At 61.5% G+C, this 14169-nt stretch carries 12 protein-coding genes and 1 pseudogene; 5 read left to right on the plus strand and 8 right to left on the minus strand.

The window, feature by feature from the left end; genetic code table 11:
- Positions 1 to 127 precede the first annotated feature (127 nt).
- On the minus strand, positions 128 to 1363 hold the full coding sequence (locus AC2444_RS11825; RefSeq protein ID WP_012757808.1) for an ABC transporter substrate-binding protein: 1236 nt from the start codon (positions 1361 to 1363) through the stop codon (positions 128 to 130).
- Between the two features lie 453 nt (positions 1364 to 1816).
- Between AC2444_RS11825 and AC2444_RS11830 the strand changes: the two genes are divergently transcribed.
- Entirely contained in the window at positions 1817 to 2860 is a 1044-nt protein-coding gene (locus tag AC2444_RS11830) for a LacI family transcriptional regulator (RefSeq protein ID WP_012757809.1), read from the plus strand.
- 57 nt (positions 2861 to 2917) lie between these two features.
- Here the strand turns inward: AC2444_RS11830 and leuS are convergent, their stop codons facing one another.
- On the minus strand, positions 2918 to 5434 hold the full coding sequence (gene leuS / locus AC2444_RS11835; protein ID WP_012757810.1) for a leucine--tRNA ligase: 2517 nt from the start codon (positions 5432 to 5434) through the stop codon (positions 2918 to 2920).
- Between the two features lie 394 nt (positions 5435 to 5828).
- Positions 5829 to 6737 (minus strand): LysR family transcriptional regulator, encoded by a 909-nt coding sequence (locus tag AC2444_RS11840; RefSeq protein WP_012757811.1) that lies wholly within the window; start codon positions 6735 to 6737, stop codon positions 5829 to 5831.
- A 174-nt stretch (positions 6738 to 6911) separates the two neighbouring features.
- Here AC2444_RS11840 and AC2444_RS11845 point away from each other — a divergent pair, with 174 nt between their 5' ends.
- The 3 genes from AC2444_RS11845 to AC2444_RS11855 are packed head-to-tail and all read left to right on the plus strand — an operon-like array spanning position 6912 to position 9198.
- On the plus strand, positions 6912 to 7526 hold the full coding sequence (locus tag AC2444_RS11845) for a C39 family peptidase (protein ID WP_012757812.1): 615 nt from the start codon (positions 6912 to 6914) through the stop codon (positions 7524 to 7526).
- Positions 7527 to 7560: 34 nt separating this feature from the next.
- Positions 7561 to 8637 carry a D-alanine--D-alanine ligase family protein gene (locus AC2444_RS11850; protein WP_012757813.1) on the plus strand — a complete coding sequence of 359 codons (1077 nt, stop codon included), beginning with the start codon at positions 7561 to 7563 and terminating at the stop codon, positions 8635 to 8637.
- A gap of 15 nt (positions 8638 to 8652) precedes the next feature.
- Positions 8653 to 9198 carry an AAA family ATPase gene (locus AC2444_RS11855; RefSeq protein ID WP_012757814.1) on the plus strand — a complete coding sequence of 182 codons (546 nt, stop codon included), beginning with the start codon at positions 8653 to 8655 and terminating at the stop codon, positions 9196 to 9198.
- Between the two features lie 43 nt (positions 9199 to 9241).
- On the opposite strand, the gene AC2444_RS11860 is transcribed toward AC2444_RS11855, so the two are convergent.
- The 3 genes and pseudogenes from AC2444_RS11860 to AC2444_RS11870 form a co-directional block, all read right to left on the minus strand.
- Positions 9242 to 9859: a class I SAM-dependent methyltransferase gene (locus AC2444_RS11860; protein WP_012757815.1), complete on the minus strand. Its 618-nt coding sequence runs from the start codon at positions 9857 to 9859 to the stop codon at positions 9242 to 9244.
- A gap of 104 nt (positions 9860 to 9963) precedes the next feature.
- Positions 9964 to 10472 (minus strand): annotated as a pseudogene (locus AC2444_RS11865) (GNAT family N-acetyltransferase).
- 53 nt (positions 10473 to 10525) lie between these two features.
- Positions 10526 to 11020 (minus strand): GNAT family N-acetyltransferase, encoded by a 495-nt coding sequence (locus AC2444_RS11870; RefSeq protein WP_012757816.1) that lies wholly within the window; start codon positions 11018 to 11020, stop codon positions 10526 to 10528.
- Positions 11021 to 11271: 251 nt separating this feature from the next.
- Here AC2444_RS11870 and AC2444_RS11875 point away from each other — a divergent pair, with 251 nt between their 5' ends.
- On the plus strand, positions 11272 to 11649 hold the full coding sequence (locus AC2444_RS11875) for a VOC family protein (protein WP_012757817.1): 378 nt from the start codon (positions 11272 to 11274) through the stop codon (positions 11647 to 11649).
- 75 nt (positions 11650 to 11724) lie between these two features.
- On the opposite strand, the gene AC2444_RS11880 is transcribed toward AC2444_RS11875, so the two are convergent.
- Positions 11725 to 12489, minus strand: a complete 765-nt coding sequence (locus AC2444_RS11880) for a carbon-nitrogen hydrolase family protein (protein ID WP_012757818.1) — start codon at positions 12487 to 12489, stop codon at positions 11725 to 11727.
- Between the two features lie 84 nt (positions 12490 to 12573).
- Complete coding sequence (gene gndA / locus AC2444_RS11885; RefSeq protein WP_171815688.1) at positions 12574 to 14025, minus strand: NADP-dependent phosphogluconate dehydrogenase; 1452 nt, start codon at positions 14023 to 14025, stop codon at positions 12574 to 12576.
- Positions 14026 to 14169 lie beyond the last annotated feature (144 nt).

Genomic DNA, 14169 nt, shown 5'->3' on the forward strand with positions numbered 1-14169 from the left:
GTCGTCTCCACCTCCGAAACCTGCTGAAGGTACCAGAGAGACGCCGCCGCGCGCCGGACCATCACCGATCGTCCGGAACGATCCGGCCCCCATGGGAGCCGGACCGCAAGGGCAGCGAATCTGCCGATCAGTCAGCAGAAGCGATGATCCCGGCGAAACGCTTCTGAGCGTCTTCCGGCGTCATCGATGGGTTGGCGAAGAATTCGGAGAAGAGGTCTTCCTTCTGCTTCTGGCTGTCGGCCGAAAGCAGCTGGTCGGTACCTTGGATCACGTTGCCCTTGGCCAGGATTTCGAGACCCTTCTTCATGCAATCGTTGGCGGCGGCGAGATCGACGTCGCCGCGAACCGGCAGAGAACCCTTCTTCAGGTTGAAGGCAACCTGGGTCTTGGGATCGAGCAGGGTCTTGGCAAGCACGGCCTGCGCCTTGGACTTTTCCTCGTCCTTCAGCAGCGGGAAGTAGAAGGCGTCGCCGCCAGTCGAGATGATCTCGTTCACGCCGAGGCCCGGCAGGCAGGTATAGTCGGTACCGGCCTTCTGACCGGCGAGCGCGAACTCACCCTGCGCCCAGTCGCCCATGATCTGACCGCCGGCCTTGCCTGTGATGACAAGGTTGGTGGCTTGGTTCCAATCCTGGACGTTGCTGCCTTTGGCCATGCGCCGAGCGTCGTCGGCCGCCTTGAACACCTTGGCGATTTCGGGACCGGCGGCAACTTCCGCATCCTTGTCCTTGAAGACCTTGTTGAAGGTATCCTTGCCGGCGACGGCAACCATCAGCACGTCGAAGGCGCCAGTCGCCTGCCACGGCTGACCGCCGACGGCGAGCGGAATGATGCCGGCCTTTTCGAGCGCCGGAGCGGCGGCGACGAACTCGTCCCAGTTCTTCGGAACTTCGACGCCGGCCTTCTTGAAGGCGGCGTTCGACAGCCACAACCACTGCCAGGAGTGGATGTTGACGGGAGCGCAATAGATCTTGCCGTCGATGGTGCAGGAATCGAGCAGGCTCGACGGACGAACGATGTCCTTCCAGTGCTCGGCAGTCGCCACATCCGTCAGATCGCGCATCAGCCCGGCCTGAACGAGTTCCTCGGCCTGGCGGCCATGGTTGAACTGGGTGGCGCCCATTGGGTCGCCGCCGGTGATGCGGCTGATCATGATCGGACGGGCAGTGCCGCCGGAACCGGCGATAGCACCGTCGACCCAGTGGTTGCCGGTAGCGTCGAATGCCTTTGCCAGTTCGGCGACGGCAGCTGATTCGCCGCCCGAAGTCCACCAATGCGTGACTTCGAGATCGGTGGCATTTGCGGCGCCGAACGGAAGCGCGACCGAAGCGGCAAGTACGGCCGCCAATATACGGATTTTCATGAGTTCTCCTCCCTCACTGAAACGTTGCCGGAAAAACTTAGATCAATCGATTTCTCCACGCAACTGCCCGCAGGCAAATTTTTCCGTGATAACCGGAATTGCTACTTCTGCCTGTTTACATCAGGAGCACTGCATCCCCTTGAAACTATACAGGGCTGGGCGTTCTCGCACATGCGTTGCCTATTTATCAATTTGAATTTGCGTCATAATTTTACACAAGAAATTTAGTCTTGCAATTCAGTCTCTTCGCAATCGCAATAAAACAGAGCATGGATTGCCGATTCAACCTATACGTACAATGTTGCAATGCACACAACAAAAAGCACTCGACATTTCTACTGTATCGTTACAGATTGCATTCCTCAGGAGGTGCGATTTTGGCATGCGGCGGGCTTACGACGCTGGAAAAAGCCTCTATAAGCGACACCAATTCGCGCAGGACGGCCTAAAGGGATGGAAAACAAGGGAAATTTCGGGAACGCGGCATCGACGCCGGCAGCGCGCGAGCGCCCGACGTTGAAGACGATCGCCTTCATGACGGGCCTTGGCGTGACGACGGTGTCGCGCGCGCTGAAGGATGCGCCGGATATCGGGGCCGAAACCAAGGAGCGCGTGCGCATGGTCGCCCGCCAGCTCGGCTACCAGCCGAACAGGGCGGGTGTGCGCCTCCGTACCGGCAAGACCAACGTCATCGCCCTCGTCCTCAGCATCGACGAGGAAATCATGGGCTTCTCGAGCCAGATGGTCTTCGGCATCTCCGAGGTGCTATCCGGCACGCCCTATCATATCGTCATCACGCCGCATTCGCACAGCAAGGACCCAATGCTGCCGGTGCGCTATATCCTTGATACCGGCTCGGCCGACGGCGTCATCATCTCACGCATCGAGCCGGACGATCCGCGCGTAAGGCTGCTGAGCGAGCGCGGCATGCCCTTTGCCACGCATGGGCGCACCGATGCGGGTCTCACGCATCCCTTCCACGATTTCGACAACGAGGCCTTCGCCCATAAGGCGGTGGAAAAGCTGGTCAAGCGCGGCCGGCGCCGCATCGCCCTGCTGCAGCCGCCGAGCAAGCTCACTTACTACGCCCATATCCGCATCGGCTTCCAGACCGGCCTGCATGATTACGGCGCCGAGGAAGTGCCGCTGCGCATCAACACCGACGCCCCGCTCGCCGATATCCGCGACGTCGTCGAGGTGATGATGCGCTCGGCCAACGCCCCCGACGGCATCGTCTGTTCGGCCGGCAGTGCTGCAATCGCCGTCAATGCCGGCATCGAAGCCGCCGGCAAGGCGCTCGGCCGCGATCTCGACATGGTCTCCAAGCAATCGGTACCGATCCTGAACTGGATCCGCCCCGAGATCATCACCGCCCAGGAAGACGTCCGCCATGCCGGCCGCGAAATGGCCAAAGCCGTCATCGCCCGCATCGACGGCGTCGAACCAGAACTGTTGCAGAGCATTAGTCAGCCGACCTGGCCGGAGAGTGGCAGGTAGGCGGTCGGTTGAAGGAACGGACCGTCGGGCTCAAATCCGACGATCCGCTTTGGATCTTCACAGGTCTTCGACGACGAAATTCACCAGTCGCCCCGGGACCAGAATTTCCTTGACCACCGTTTTGCCGTCGAGCAAGGCCATGATGGAAGGTTCGGATCGCGCCGCTGCAAGCAGCGCCTCGCCGAGATCGGCGGCGGCTTCGAAGCGGTGGCGAACCTTGCCGTTGATCTGCACGACATATTCGCGGGTCTCCATCCCGACCATTGCAGGATCGAAGGTGGGCCAGGAAACCCATGTCAGCGTTTCCCCGTGACCAAGCTTGCTCCATAACTCCTCCGCGATGTGAGGCGCAAAGGGTGCGAGCAACAGCACGAGTGTCTCCACCACTTCGCGCGGACGCACCGCTTCCGCCGTCAATGCGTTGGCCAGTTCCATCAGCCGGGAAACCGCGGTATTGAACCGAATTGCTTCGATATCCGCCGTCACGGCCTTCACGGTCTGGTGGCGCAAGCGCAGAAGCTGCGGGCTGGAGGCCGCCTCCAGCACCGCTGCGGACAGTCCGTCGCTCTCGTCGCAGACAATACGCCAGGCACGCTCCAGAAACCGACGCACGCCGATCACGCCAGCGGTCTGCCAGGGTTTTGCCGCGTCCAGAGGCCCCATGAACATCTCGTACAGGCGCAAGGCGTCGGCCCCGAACTGATGGACGACATCGTCGGGATTGACAACGTTCAGCCGCGACTTCGACATCTTCTCTACGGCGCGCTGCATTTCGACCGACCCAGCCAACCATCTGCCCTCCTCTTCGACGACGAAAGACGGCGCGTAATACCGGCCCGCCGCATCGCGGTAGGAATGAGCAAGGATCATGCCTTGGTTGAACAGCCGCTGGAACGGCTCTTCCGTCGAAACGACGCCGATGTCGTAGAGCACCTTATGCCAGAAGCGGGCATAGAGCAGATGCAGGACCGCGTGCTCGGCACCACCGACATAGAGATCGACCGGCATCCAATAGCGCTCGGCCTCGCGCCCGACGGGTTCGCTGGTGTTCTCCGGATCGAGGAATCTGAGATAATACCAGCAGGAGCCCGCCCATTGCGGCATCGTGTTGGTCTCCCGCCGTGCCGGAATATCGGTGCCCGGCACGATCGTTTCGACCCAGGCCTGCGCACGGGCAAGCGGCGGTTCGCCATCCGGCGCCGGAGCGTAGTCGTCCAGTTCAGGCGGCAACAGCGGCAGGCATTCTTCAGGCAGCGGCATCACCGAGCCATCCGCCAGATGCAGCACCGGGATCGGCTCACCCCAGTAGCGCTGGCGGGAAAACAGCCAGTCGCGCAGGCGGTACATGACCTTCGGCCAGCCCGCGCCGTTCGCCTGCAGCCAGGCGATGATGGCGGATCTCGCCTCCGGCGAGCCCAGGCCATCCAGGAAGCCGGAGTTGACCATCGCCCCCTCGCCCTCATAAGCCACCTTTTCGATATCGTCCTCGCTGTCGACCACGCGAATGATCGGCAGCTCGTGCGCATGGGCAAAAGCGTAGTCGCGCGCGTCATGAGCCGGCACCGCCATCAGGGCGCCGGTGCCGTAGCCAGCCAGCACGTAATCGGCCACCCAAACCGGCAGCCGGGCTCCGTTGGCAGGGTTGGTCGCATAAGCGCCGGTGAAGACGCCCGTCTTCTCGCGCCTGCCATCGGCCCGCACCGTCTCTTCCAATCCTTCGGCCTCGGCTATATAGGCGGCCACTGCCTCGCGCATTTCCGGCTCGATGATGGCGGCAACGGCAGGATGCTCCGGCGCGAGCACCATATAGCTTGCTCCGAACAGGGTTTCGGGGCGCGTCGTGAAGACGGTGATGACCTTTTTGCCGTGCTCGAGCGGAAACCGGATTTCGGCGCCCTCGGAGCGTCCGATCCAGTTGCGCTGCATGGTTTTCAGGTTTTCGGGCCAGTCGAGGCCGTCCAATCCCTGCAGCAGCCGGTCGGCATAGGCCGTGATGCGCAGCATCCACTGGCGCATCCTGCGGCGAATGACGGGATCGCCGGTCTCGACATAACGCCCGTCCTTGACCTCCTCGTCGGCAAGCACCGCGTTCTGGGCCGGGCACCAGTTGACCGCGATCTCCTCCTGATAGGCGAGGCCCTTCTCGAACAGCTTCAGAAAGATCCACTGCGTCCAGCGCACATAGGCGGGGTCGGTCGTGGCAAACTCGCGACTCCAGTCATAGGAGAAACCCAGCCTCTGCACCTGCCCGCGAAACGTCTCGATATTGCGCTTCGTCGTGATATCGGGATGCACACCTGTCCGCATCGCGTGGCGCTCCGCAGGCAGGCCGAAACTGTCCCATCCCATCGGATGCAGGACGTTGAAGCCGCGCATGCGTTTGTAGCGGCACGTTATATCAGTGGCCGTATAGCCGAGAGGATGGCCGACATGCAGGCCCGCACCCGAAGGATATGGGAACATGTCGAGTGCGTAGAATTTCGGTCTGGCCGGATCGATTTCCGCTCGGAAGATATGGTGGTCGGCCCAATAGGCCTGCCACTTCGGTTCGATCGTCTTGGGATCATAAGGCATGCATCACTCCTGGCGCCGGTCGGCTTTGCCGCGGCGTGTCCTGAAAAATGGAGGCGTTCTTTGGTTCAGGAGCAGCTACGGCTGCCGGTGCTCCGGTGACGTCCGGCAGCCGCAGCTAAGTCGAAACGCGTGCGGAGTTGCGGCGCAGGACGTCTGCGCGAAGCTCCGGACGAAAAAAGCGCGATGTGGCTTTGGAAACGATCTGGTGTCCATGGACGGTGGCTCAAGGAAAATAAGAAGAAAGCAAACGACGGTGTTAACCCGGCTCCGATCAGGAGGCCGCGGTGGTAAGTCGTGCGTCGCGTGCGCGAGCGTCTGCTGCTTGGGTTGCCACAATCATGAACCAAGAGTGCCCGATATGATCGCTCCTGCCAAGAGTGCATTCGCGCGAAAATCAAGATCTGTTCAAATCCCGTGGCGCGCTCTTTACCAGTTGATCGAGCACCGCGGCGATCTTCGGGTTACGCGCCTCGCTACGCCGGGTAATCGCATGGATACCACGGCAAACGGATGGCACCAAGGGTTTGACGAACAGCGCTCCGCCGAAATCTCTCAGCGCCAGCCCGGGCATCACCGAAATCGAGCACCGGGCTTCTACCAGTGCGAACACCACTTCGAAACTGTCGCTGAAGCCGTTGATGACGGGCTCGAAACCGATGTCGCGGCAGGCCTGGCGGATGGCCATGGAATAGGCGCTGGAGGCGACGTCAAGCGCCCAATGTTCATCCCTCAGCTGTGCGAGTTCGATGACGGGCTCGTTCTCCAGCCTGTGGCCAGCCGGCAGAAGCACGTAGAGCTGGTCGCGGCACAGAAAGAGCGTGTCGGCCGTGCCCTCCAGCGTATGCGGATCGAACGATATGTCGTCGGCAACGACGATATCGGCCTGCCAGGCCCGGAGCGCTGCCAGGCCTTCGGCAGGTCCCATCGTCGTCATGACGATGTTGAGATGCGGATGGTCGATCGCCAGTTGCCGTATTGCGGCGGGGATGAAGGACGAGGCCGCCGAGGGTTGGGCGACGATCCTGAGGTCGCCGGCGACGACGTTCTGCAGCTCGGCAATATCGGTTTTGGCTTCCTCGACGATGCCGAAGATCCGGTCGGCATGCAGGACGAGCCGCCGGCCGGCCGGTGTCAGCGTCACCCCTCGCCCACGCCGCTCGACGAGCGCAATGCCGACTTCGTCTTCCAGCTGGGCGATCTGCTGGGACACGGCCGACGAGGAAATGCCGAGCGCATCAGCAACCGCTGCCATCGTCTCGCGGCGCGAGAGCTCGCGAAGTGTGCGCAATCGGAAGAAATCCAAGCCCGTTTCTCCGGTTGATCAATCGGCCATAATTTCTAACCTATATGCTTATTTTAATTAAGTGGACCTGAAGAAAACGGCACCTTAGCCTTACATTCGCAAGCGGGGCATCGGTTCGAAAAAAGCCAAGATTGCCCGCCATCTCAAGAGACGAGTCACGGGGATATCGACAGGATGCAGCAGAGCGGCGTGCCCTATTTCAGCCAATGGGAAACACCCGGCATGACGTTGCCGGTGCTTGCCGAGGGATCGCAGGCCTTGCTCGGCGATCCACTCTGGCGCCATTCGGGAGCCGCGACGATCGAGGAGTATGCGCGCTGGGCGGTCAATGTCTGCGGCATGGCCTGCCTGAAGATGATCCTTGCCGCGCGTGGCGAAATCCATCCGACCCTCGAGCTTGCCCGCGCCTGCACCGCCTATGGCGGTTATGTCGTCAACGAGATCGATGCAACGATCAAAGGACTGATCTACGCACCCTTCGTCCGATTCGCCGCCGACCGTTTCGGGCTTAGCGCGGAGACGATCACCGGCGTCGAGACATCGGCCATTCCCGAGCTTCTGTCGAAGCGCCGGTTTTTCATCGCCTCGGTGAACTCGGGCATCCGCTGGCCGGAGCGCGAGCCGCCGTCGAAAGGCGGACATCTGGTGCTGGTGACGGCAGCCAGCGACGCGACAATCCGCTTTCACAACCCGTCCGGTCATGACGAAGCGAGCCAGGCCGATGTCACACTGCCGCTCGCCATTTTCGACCGTTTCTTCGCCAATCGCGGCATATCGGTCGACGCCTGACCTTTTTCAACACCAGATCGTTTCGGAGCCTTTCATGACCCCATCCCCAAACAGGCTGCGCATTGCCGTGCTCTTCGGCGGCCGCTCGGCCGAGCATGAGGTTTCCGTGCTCTCGGCAACCAATGTCATGGGTGCACTCAAGCCCGAGAAATACGACGCCGTCCCTGTCTTCATCACGCGCGAGGGGCAATGGCTGCTGAGCAATTTCGAGGACGGTATACTGGCGACGCCTTCATCGGGCACGGAAATCTGCCTGGTGCCGGGTGGGCACGGCCGGATGCTGGCGATGCCGGCTCATGGCGCGCCGCATGAGCTGGCGAGGATCGACATCCTGTTTCCCGTGCTGCACGGCCCGCATGGCGAGGACGGATCGGTGCAGGGCGCTACGGAGGTGGCCCGCGTCCCACTCGCCGGTTGCGGCATCCTCGGTTCGGCCGCAGCGCTCGACAAGGACATCGCCAAACGCCTGCTGAGGGCAGCGGGCCTGCCGGTGGCGCGCGCGGTGACGATCCATGAGGGTGCCGCCCCTTCACTGGCAGCCTTGGAAGGTGAGCTCGGCCTGCCGCTCTTCATCAAGCCTGCGCGCCAGGGATCGTCGGTCGGCGTCGCCAAGGTCCATGCCAGCCAGGAATTCGCGCCCGCCCTTACTGAGGCCTTCCGCCACGATCGCACGCTGCTCGCCGAGGAATTCGTGCGCGGCCGTGAGATCGAATTCAGCGTCTTGGAAGATACGGCAGGAGAACTCTTCGTCTCTCGGCCGGGCGAGATCGTGCCGGCCGAAAGCCACGGCTTCTATAGTTACGATGCCAAATATATCGACGAGAAAGGTGCTGTGCTGAAAGTGCCGGCCGAACTGCCGCAGGAGATCGAGACCGCCATGCGCGACGTGGCCTCAAAAGCCTTCAGAGCCGTCGGCTGCGATGGCATGGCCCGCATTGACTTCTTCCTGACGGATGACATGCAGTTCCTCGTCAATGAAATCAACACCATCCCCGGCTTTACCGATATCAGCATGTATTCCAAGGCGATGGCGGCAAGCGGCGTCACCTACGCCGAAATCATCGACCGCCTGGTGGATCACGGCCTGGCGCGGAGCCGACGGGCCGCCTGAGACGGGAGCTTGATCATGAACAGGCTGGTCTTGATTTCGGGATGTTCCGGCGGCGGAAAATCGACACTGCTTGCAGAACTTGCCGCCCGCGGTCATTCCATCGTCGAAGAACCCGGCCGGCGGATCGTCAAACAGGAACTCGAGGGCGACGGCGCAGCCCTGCCCTGGGTCGACATGGCGGCCTTTGCTCGCCGCGCAATCGAGATGGCGATGGCCGACCACACGGCGGCGCGTGAGCAGTCCGGCTGGACGTTTTTCGATCGTGGGCTGATCGATGCGGCGGCAGCGCTGCAGCACCTGACCGGAGAACAGGTCCTGGAGAAATTGAGCGCCGCCCACCGCTATCACCAGAGGGTTTTTCTCACGCCGCCATGGCCCGAAATCTACACGACCGACCCCGAGCGGCGCCATGGCTTCGACGAGGCGGTCGCCGAATATGATCGACTTGCCGCCGTCTATCCGACGCTCGGCTACGACGTCGTCACGCTGCCGAAAATCGTGGTCGCCGACCGGGCGGATTTCATCCTCGACTGCCTCTCTCCGGAAACGAGGCAGCAGTAGACGAGATCGTTAGGGTCTCTCTCGGCCGCCTTCTCGAAGGGGCTCAGCGCCTCCGAAAAACGCACCACTGGAACGACTGCCGGCCGCCACCCGGTGTCGTGTGTTCCTCCCGCCAGTCATGCTGAAGCGCGAAGGTGGACGAGAATTCGGTCGCAAGCGCCACCGCGTCGTAACGCTGGACCGGCAAGCCGCTGCACCGTTCCGGCCCGTCCGGCGCGAAGGTCGCGATGATCACGACGCTGCCCGGCGCCGTGCCGGTTTCGAGTGCTCGACGATAGGCCAGCCGCTGCTCTGGCTCGGTGAGGAAGTGAAAGACGGCGCGGTCGTGCCACACATCGTAATGGCGGTCGGGCTGCCATGACGTGACGTCGGCAACCACCCAGGCGATGCGGGCGGCTTCATCCCGCAGCCGCGCCTTGGCGACTTCGAGCGCCGGCGCGGCTATGTCGAGGACGGTGAGGTCGGACCACCCGCGCTCGACAAGACGGTCGACAAGGCTCGATGCGCCGCCGCCTACATCGATCAGCGAGGCCGTGGCCGGCAGTTGCAGCGCGTCAAGCGCCTGCAAGGAAGGCCCGGGCGTCGGCTGATACCAGCTGACGCTGTCGGCAGATTTCGTCCGATAGACCTCGTCCCAGTGTTCCCGCTTCTCGCCTGTCATCCGATATCCCCATCTCTTGCAGAGCCCGATTCCCTAACCGATCAACATGTAGGGACTGAGACGTCTGCAACCAGTCGCAGTGTACCCAGGACCATGTTCTCCGTTCAGGAAGCGAAGTGACGATAAACCAGATCCTTAGGGTCATCTCTGGGTGCAGCAGGATCGAGGCGTGCGCCCAGCCGTTCGGCAACGGCAGCGGATGCAGCATTGCCGGGAGCAATATAGCTGACCAGCGACGGCAGCTTGAGCGTCGCGAAGGCCCAGTTGCGCAGCGCCAAGGCCGCTTCGGTCGCATAGCCTCTGCCCTCGTATTCCTCGTAGACGAACCAGCCCAATTCCTTTTCGGGAAAGAGCGGTCCGTGATTGATCCCCACCTGACCGACGCATTCGCCGGTTTCGCCAAGCTCGATCGTCAGCGCTCCGTGCCCGAAAAGCTGCCACAGAGCGACGTCGTGACAGAACATCCCCCACGCCGCGCGCAGATCGAACGGACCACCCATTCCGATCGATCGCGGCGACGCCATGATCTGCGCATAGGCGGCGAAATCGCGATGTCAGGCATGCGGAGCCTGAGACGCTCGGTTCGAATGGTTATCGCGCCCGCTTCGGACAAGTCGCCTTCTCTGTCAGGTTGGGTTTGGAGTTTCGGCCGTTGAACGAAATATTCTAGCTTTCAAATGCCGAGGCGAATTGCAACGTCCCGCTTGGCGGAGATCCGCGAAAAACAATCCTCTGCACGAGCCGCGTATCGAGGTCGAGATACTCCAGTTGTCCATCGCTGCTGAAACCGACACGGCTGTAGATCTCGGGATTGCCGATCAGGGCGCATCCGCTGGCGCCCATCTCGTTCAACAATTCGAGACCCCGTGCAATCATCGCCTTGCCGATGCCCTGCCGCTGTCTCTCCGGCTTGACCGATATCGGCCCCAGCCCGAACCAGCCGTCATGCGCGCCGTTGATCGTCACCGGCGAAAACGCCACATGCCCGAGAATCTCGCCGCCCTGCTCGGCCACCAGCGATATCTTGAGATCGCCCGCCGCACGAAGTCTTCGGACAATTTCCGCTTCCGTACCGTCGCTGTAGGGCATCGGCTTGAAGGCGGTCGAGGTCAGATCATGAATCGCATCGATATCATCAGGCGTTTCGTCTCGGATAAGCATCTCTGTCAATTCCTCAAGCGCGTTGTCGTCAGGGCTGCCCGTACAAACAATGTCTTATCCCATTGAAACGGAGTGTCGTAGATCCCACGAAAATCTCGCGGAGATTCCGCTACCCCCTCTTCCGAAGAGGATTCCGAGGCTATAGACCTAAGCTCGTGGGCACCGTCCTGCTGATCGAAACATCGGAGCGTACCATCTCTGTCGGCACCGTCCGGAAGGTGGTTTGCGTCTTCGCAATCAGAGGTTCTGCGATGAATGATATCGCCGATCACGGTGTTCGTTTCGGACGAATTGCCGCCATGCTGCCGGTCAAGGACATGACCAAGGCCTATGATTTTTACGCCAATATCCTCGGCTTCAAGAAAACATTCGAGAACGGCAATCCTGTCGGCTTCATGATCCTGAAGCGCGATCAGGGTGAAGTGCATCTCACCTTGCAGCCGAACCACAAGGCTGCAGACTTCAATGTTGCCCACCTGATGGTCGACAATGTCGATGCCCTGCACACGGTTTGCCAGCAATATGGGCTGAGAATCATCAAGAGCCTTCAGGACAAGGACTACGGATTGCGGGCCTTCGTGTTTGAAGACCCCGACGGCAACCGTATTGACGTTGGCCAACCGATCTAAGCCAGCCATGAGAAGTGGATGGGGATACTGTCCCCATCCAACTTTCGGGCACATTCCCGGATTTCGCAGTGCTCGTCATTTGAGTCGAGCACCTGCATCTTGTCCATCACAGGGAAAGTCGAAGACCAGCAAGCCGGGCTCCTCCAGCGGCAGTTGCGCCACGACCTGCCCTTCCTGGTTCAGCACCGCCGTCGGCCCCCAGGCGATGCGCCCGTCGTGCTCGCCCGTCACGTCGGACGATATCAGCCACAAGCCTGTCTCGCGGCATCTTTCACCTCGAACGGCATTATGCAGCGGCTTGAATATTTCCGCCTTTTCCCGTGGCATCATGTTGTTGGACAGGCATAGGATCAGCGACGCGCCAGACGCGGCGACCTTTGCGGCCGCTTCCGGAAAATTGGTGTCGTAGCAGATGTTGATCCCGTAGCGTAGGGCACCGATCGCAAAGAGCGGACTGTCTTTTCCTGCCTCGAAAGCCCGTTCGCCACGCAACAGGTGGGCCTTCCGGTAGCGGCCGAGGAGAACGCCGCGCTCGACGACGACGGCGGTGTTGAACAATCGCCCGTCATCGATCTCGATCAGCCCCATGACCAGCACCGGTCCCGACTTCGGCAACCGATCCAGGACCGCCGCGAACTCGGCCGATGCGAGATCGAAGGCAACACACCGCGCCGATCGTTCATCGGTCAGGTAGCCCTGCAGAAAACCTTCTGGAAAGACCAGCAGGACCACGCCATCAGCCTCGGCGAGCGCCGCGACCCTAACCGCATAATCCAAGGCCGCTCCGACATTCTCCCGAAATTCCGGCGTCTGCGCGGCGGCTATCCGAATGCTCGTCACTTAGATCTCCGGGTTCTCGGCCGCGGCATCTCAGCAAAAGGCCCGGCACTGTGGCCGGGCCTCTCCTTGAAAAATCGGAAAACCTCAGAAGGTCGAGGCACCGCTGCCCCAGGGGCCGTGGTGGAAATCCCTACCATCAAGGCGGTCGAAGCCGTGGGCGCCGAAGAAGTCGCGCTGTGCCTGGATGAGGTTTGCCGTTCCCCTGCCCTGGCGATAGGCGTCGAAATAGGTCAGCGCCGAGGTCAGCGCCGGCACCGGCAGGCCGGCGGCAATCGCGGCACCGACGACACGGCGCAGCGCCGGGACCGATTCCTTGACCATGTCGGAGAAGGCTGGCGTGACGATGAGGTTTGCAGCATCAGGCGCCTTGGTAAAGGCCGAGGTGATCTCGTCGAGGAACTGCGAGCGGATGATGCAGCCGGCACGCCAGATCCTGGCAATCGTCGGCATCGGCAGTGACCAGTTGAACTCGCGCGACGCTTCCGCCATCACCGCGAAGCCCTGCGCATAGGCGCCGATCTTGGCGGCAAACAGCGCCAGTTCGAGATCCTTGTTGAGCTCGGGGCCGTAAGCGATCGGGAAGGACACGGCCTGCGTCCCGAAGATCTTTTCGGCGGCTTCGCGCTGCGATTTCATCGAGGAGAGGCTGCGGGCGGCGACCGCGGCTTCGATCGCCGTTGCCGGAATGCCCATGTTCTGCGCCTCGATCGCCGACCACTTGCCGGTACCCTTCTGGCCGGCCTTGTCGAGGATCATATCGACCATCGGCCCGCCGGAAACCGGATCGGTTGCGGCAAGCACCTTCTCGGAGATTTCGATCAGGTAGGAGTTCAGCCGGCCCTTGTTCCATTCGCCGAAGATGCCGGAGATTTCGGAGGCACTCTTGCCGAGGCCGTCGCGCAGGATGCCGTAGATTTCGGCGATCATCTGCATGTCGGCATATTCGATGCCGTTGTGGATGGTCTTGACGAAATGGCCGGCGCCGTCATTGCCGAGCCAGGCGACGCAGGGCTCGTCATTGTAACGGGCGGCAATCGAGGTCAGCACCTTCTCGACGCGCTTCCAGGACTCTTCAGTGCCGCCGACCATGATCGACGGGCCGTGGCGCGCACCTTCTTCGCCGCCGGAAACACCCATGCCGATGAAGGTCAGATCGGTATTCTTCAGCCGATCGAAGCGGGCGACGGTGTCGCGGAAATTGGCGTTGCCGGCATCGATCATGATGTCGCCCTTGGAGAGATGCGGGCGCAGCAGCTCCATCTGCTGGTCGACGGGCTCGCCCGCCTTGATCATGATGATGATCGGGCGCGGCGGCCGGATCGCATCGACGAATTCCTCGATGGTCTTGCAAGGAATGATCTGCTTCTTCAGATCGCCGGCGCTTTCGTAGAATTCGTCGGTTTTCTCCGGCGTGCGGTTGAAGACCGCGATTTTATTGCCTTTCTCCGCGATGTTGAGCGCCAGGTTGGAGCCCATGACCGCAAGGCCGATCAGTCCGATTTCTGCCTTTTCCACGACAAACCTCCGATGTGTCATTTGGACCGGTGTTGTGGCACTGTCTCGGTCAAACGGCAAGTCTCGCAAGGGTCTAATCGGTTCGCAAAAGCCAATGAAATGAAGCTTGCAATATCGCCGCTTGTCCGACAACCCGCCGGCTGGCGCCCAGTCCGGAAGCCCTGA

It is taken from the genome of Rhizobium sp. WSM1328 (genome assembly GCF_057653715.1).

Excerpts from the sequence above, each read along its gene's own strand:
- AC2444_RS11855 (WP_012757814.1), top strand. The coding sequence starts at position 8,653 with ATGAACAGGCTGGTCTTGATTTCGGGATGTTCCGGCGGCGGAAAATCG.
- leuS (WP_012757810.1), bottom strand. The coding sequence starts at position 5,434 with ATGCCTTATGATCCCAAGACGATCGAACCGAAGTGGCAGGCCTATTGG.
- AC2444_RS11850 (WP_012757813.1), top strand. The coding sequence starts at position 7,561 with ATGACCCCATCCCCAAACAGGCTGCGCATTGCCGTGCTCTTCGGCGGC.
- AC2444_RS11830 (WP_012757809.1), top strand. The coding sequence starts at position 1,817 with ATGGAAAACAAGGGAAATTTCGGGAACGCGGCATCGACGCCGGCAGCG.
- AC2444_RS11870 (WP_012757816.1), bottom strand. The coding sequence starts at position 11,020 with ATGCTTATCCGAGACGAAACGCCTGATGATATCGATGCGATTCATGAT.
- AC2444_RS11845 (WP_012757812.1), top strand. The coding sequence starts at position 6,912 with ATGCAGCAGAGCGGCGTGCCCTATTTCAGCCAATGGGAAACACCCGGC.
- AC2444_RS11860 (WP_012757815.1), bottom strand. The coding sequence starts at position 9,859 with ATGACAGGCGAGAAGCGGGAACACTGGGACGAGGTCTATCGGACGAAA.
- gndA (WP_171815688.1), bottom strand. The coding sequence starts at position 14,025 with ATGACACATCGGAGGTTTGTCGTGGAAAAGGCAGAAATCGGACTGATC.
- AC2444_RS11825 (WP_012757808.1), bottom strand. The coding sequence starts at position 1,363 with ATGAAAATCCGTATATTGGCGGCCGTACTTGCCGCTTCGGTCGCGCTT.
- AC2444_RS11875 (WP_012757817.1), top strand. The coding sequence starts at position 11,272 with ATGAATGATATCGCCGATCACGGTGTTCGTTTCGGACGAATTGCCGCC.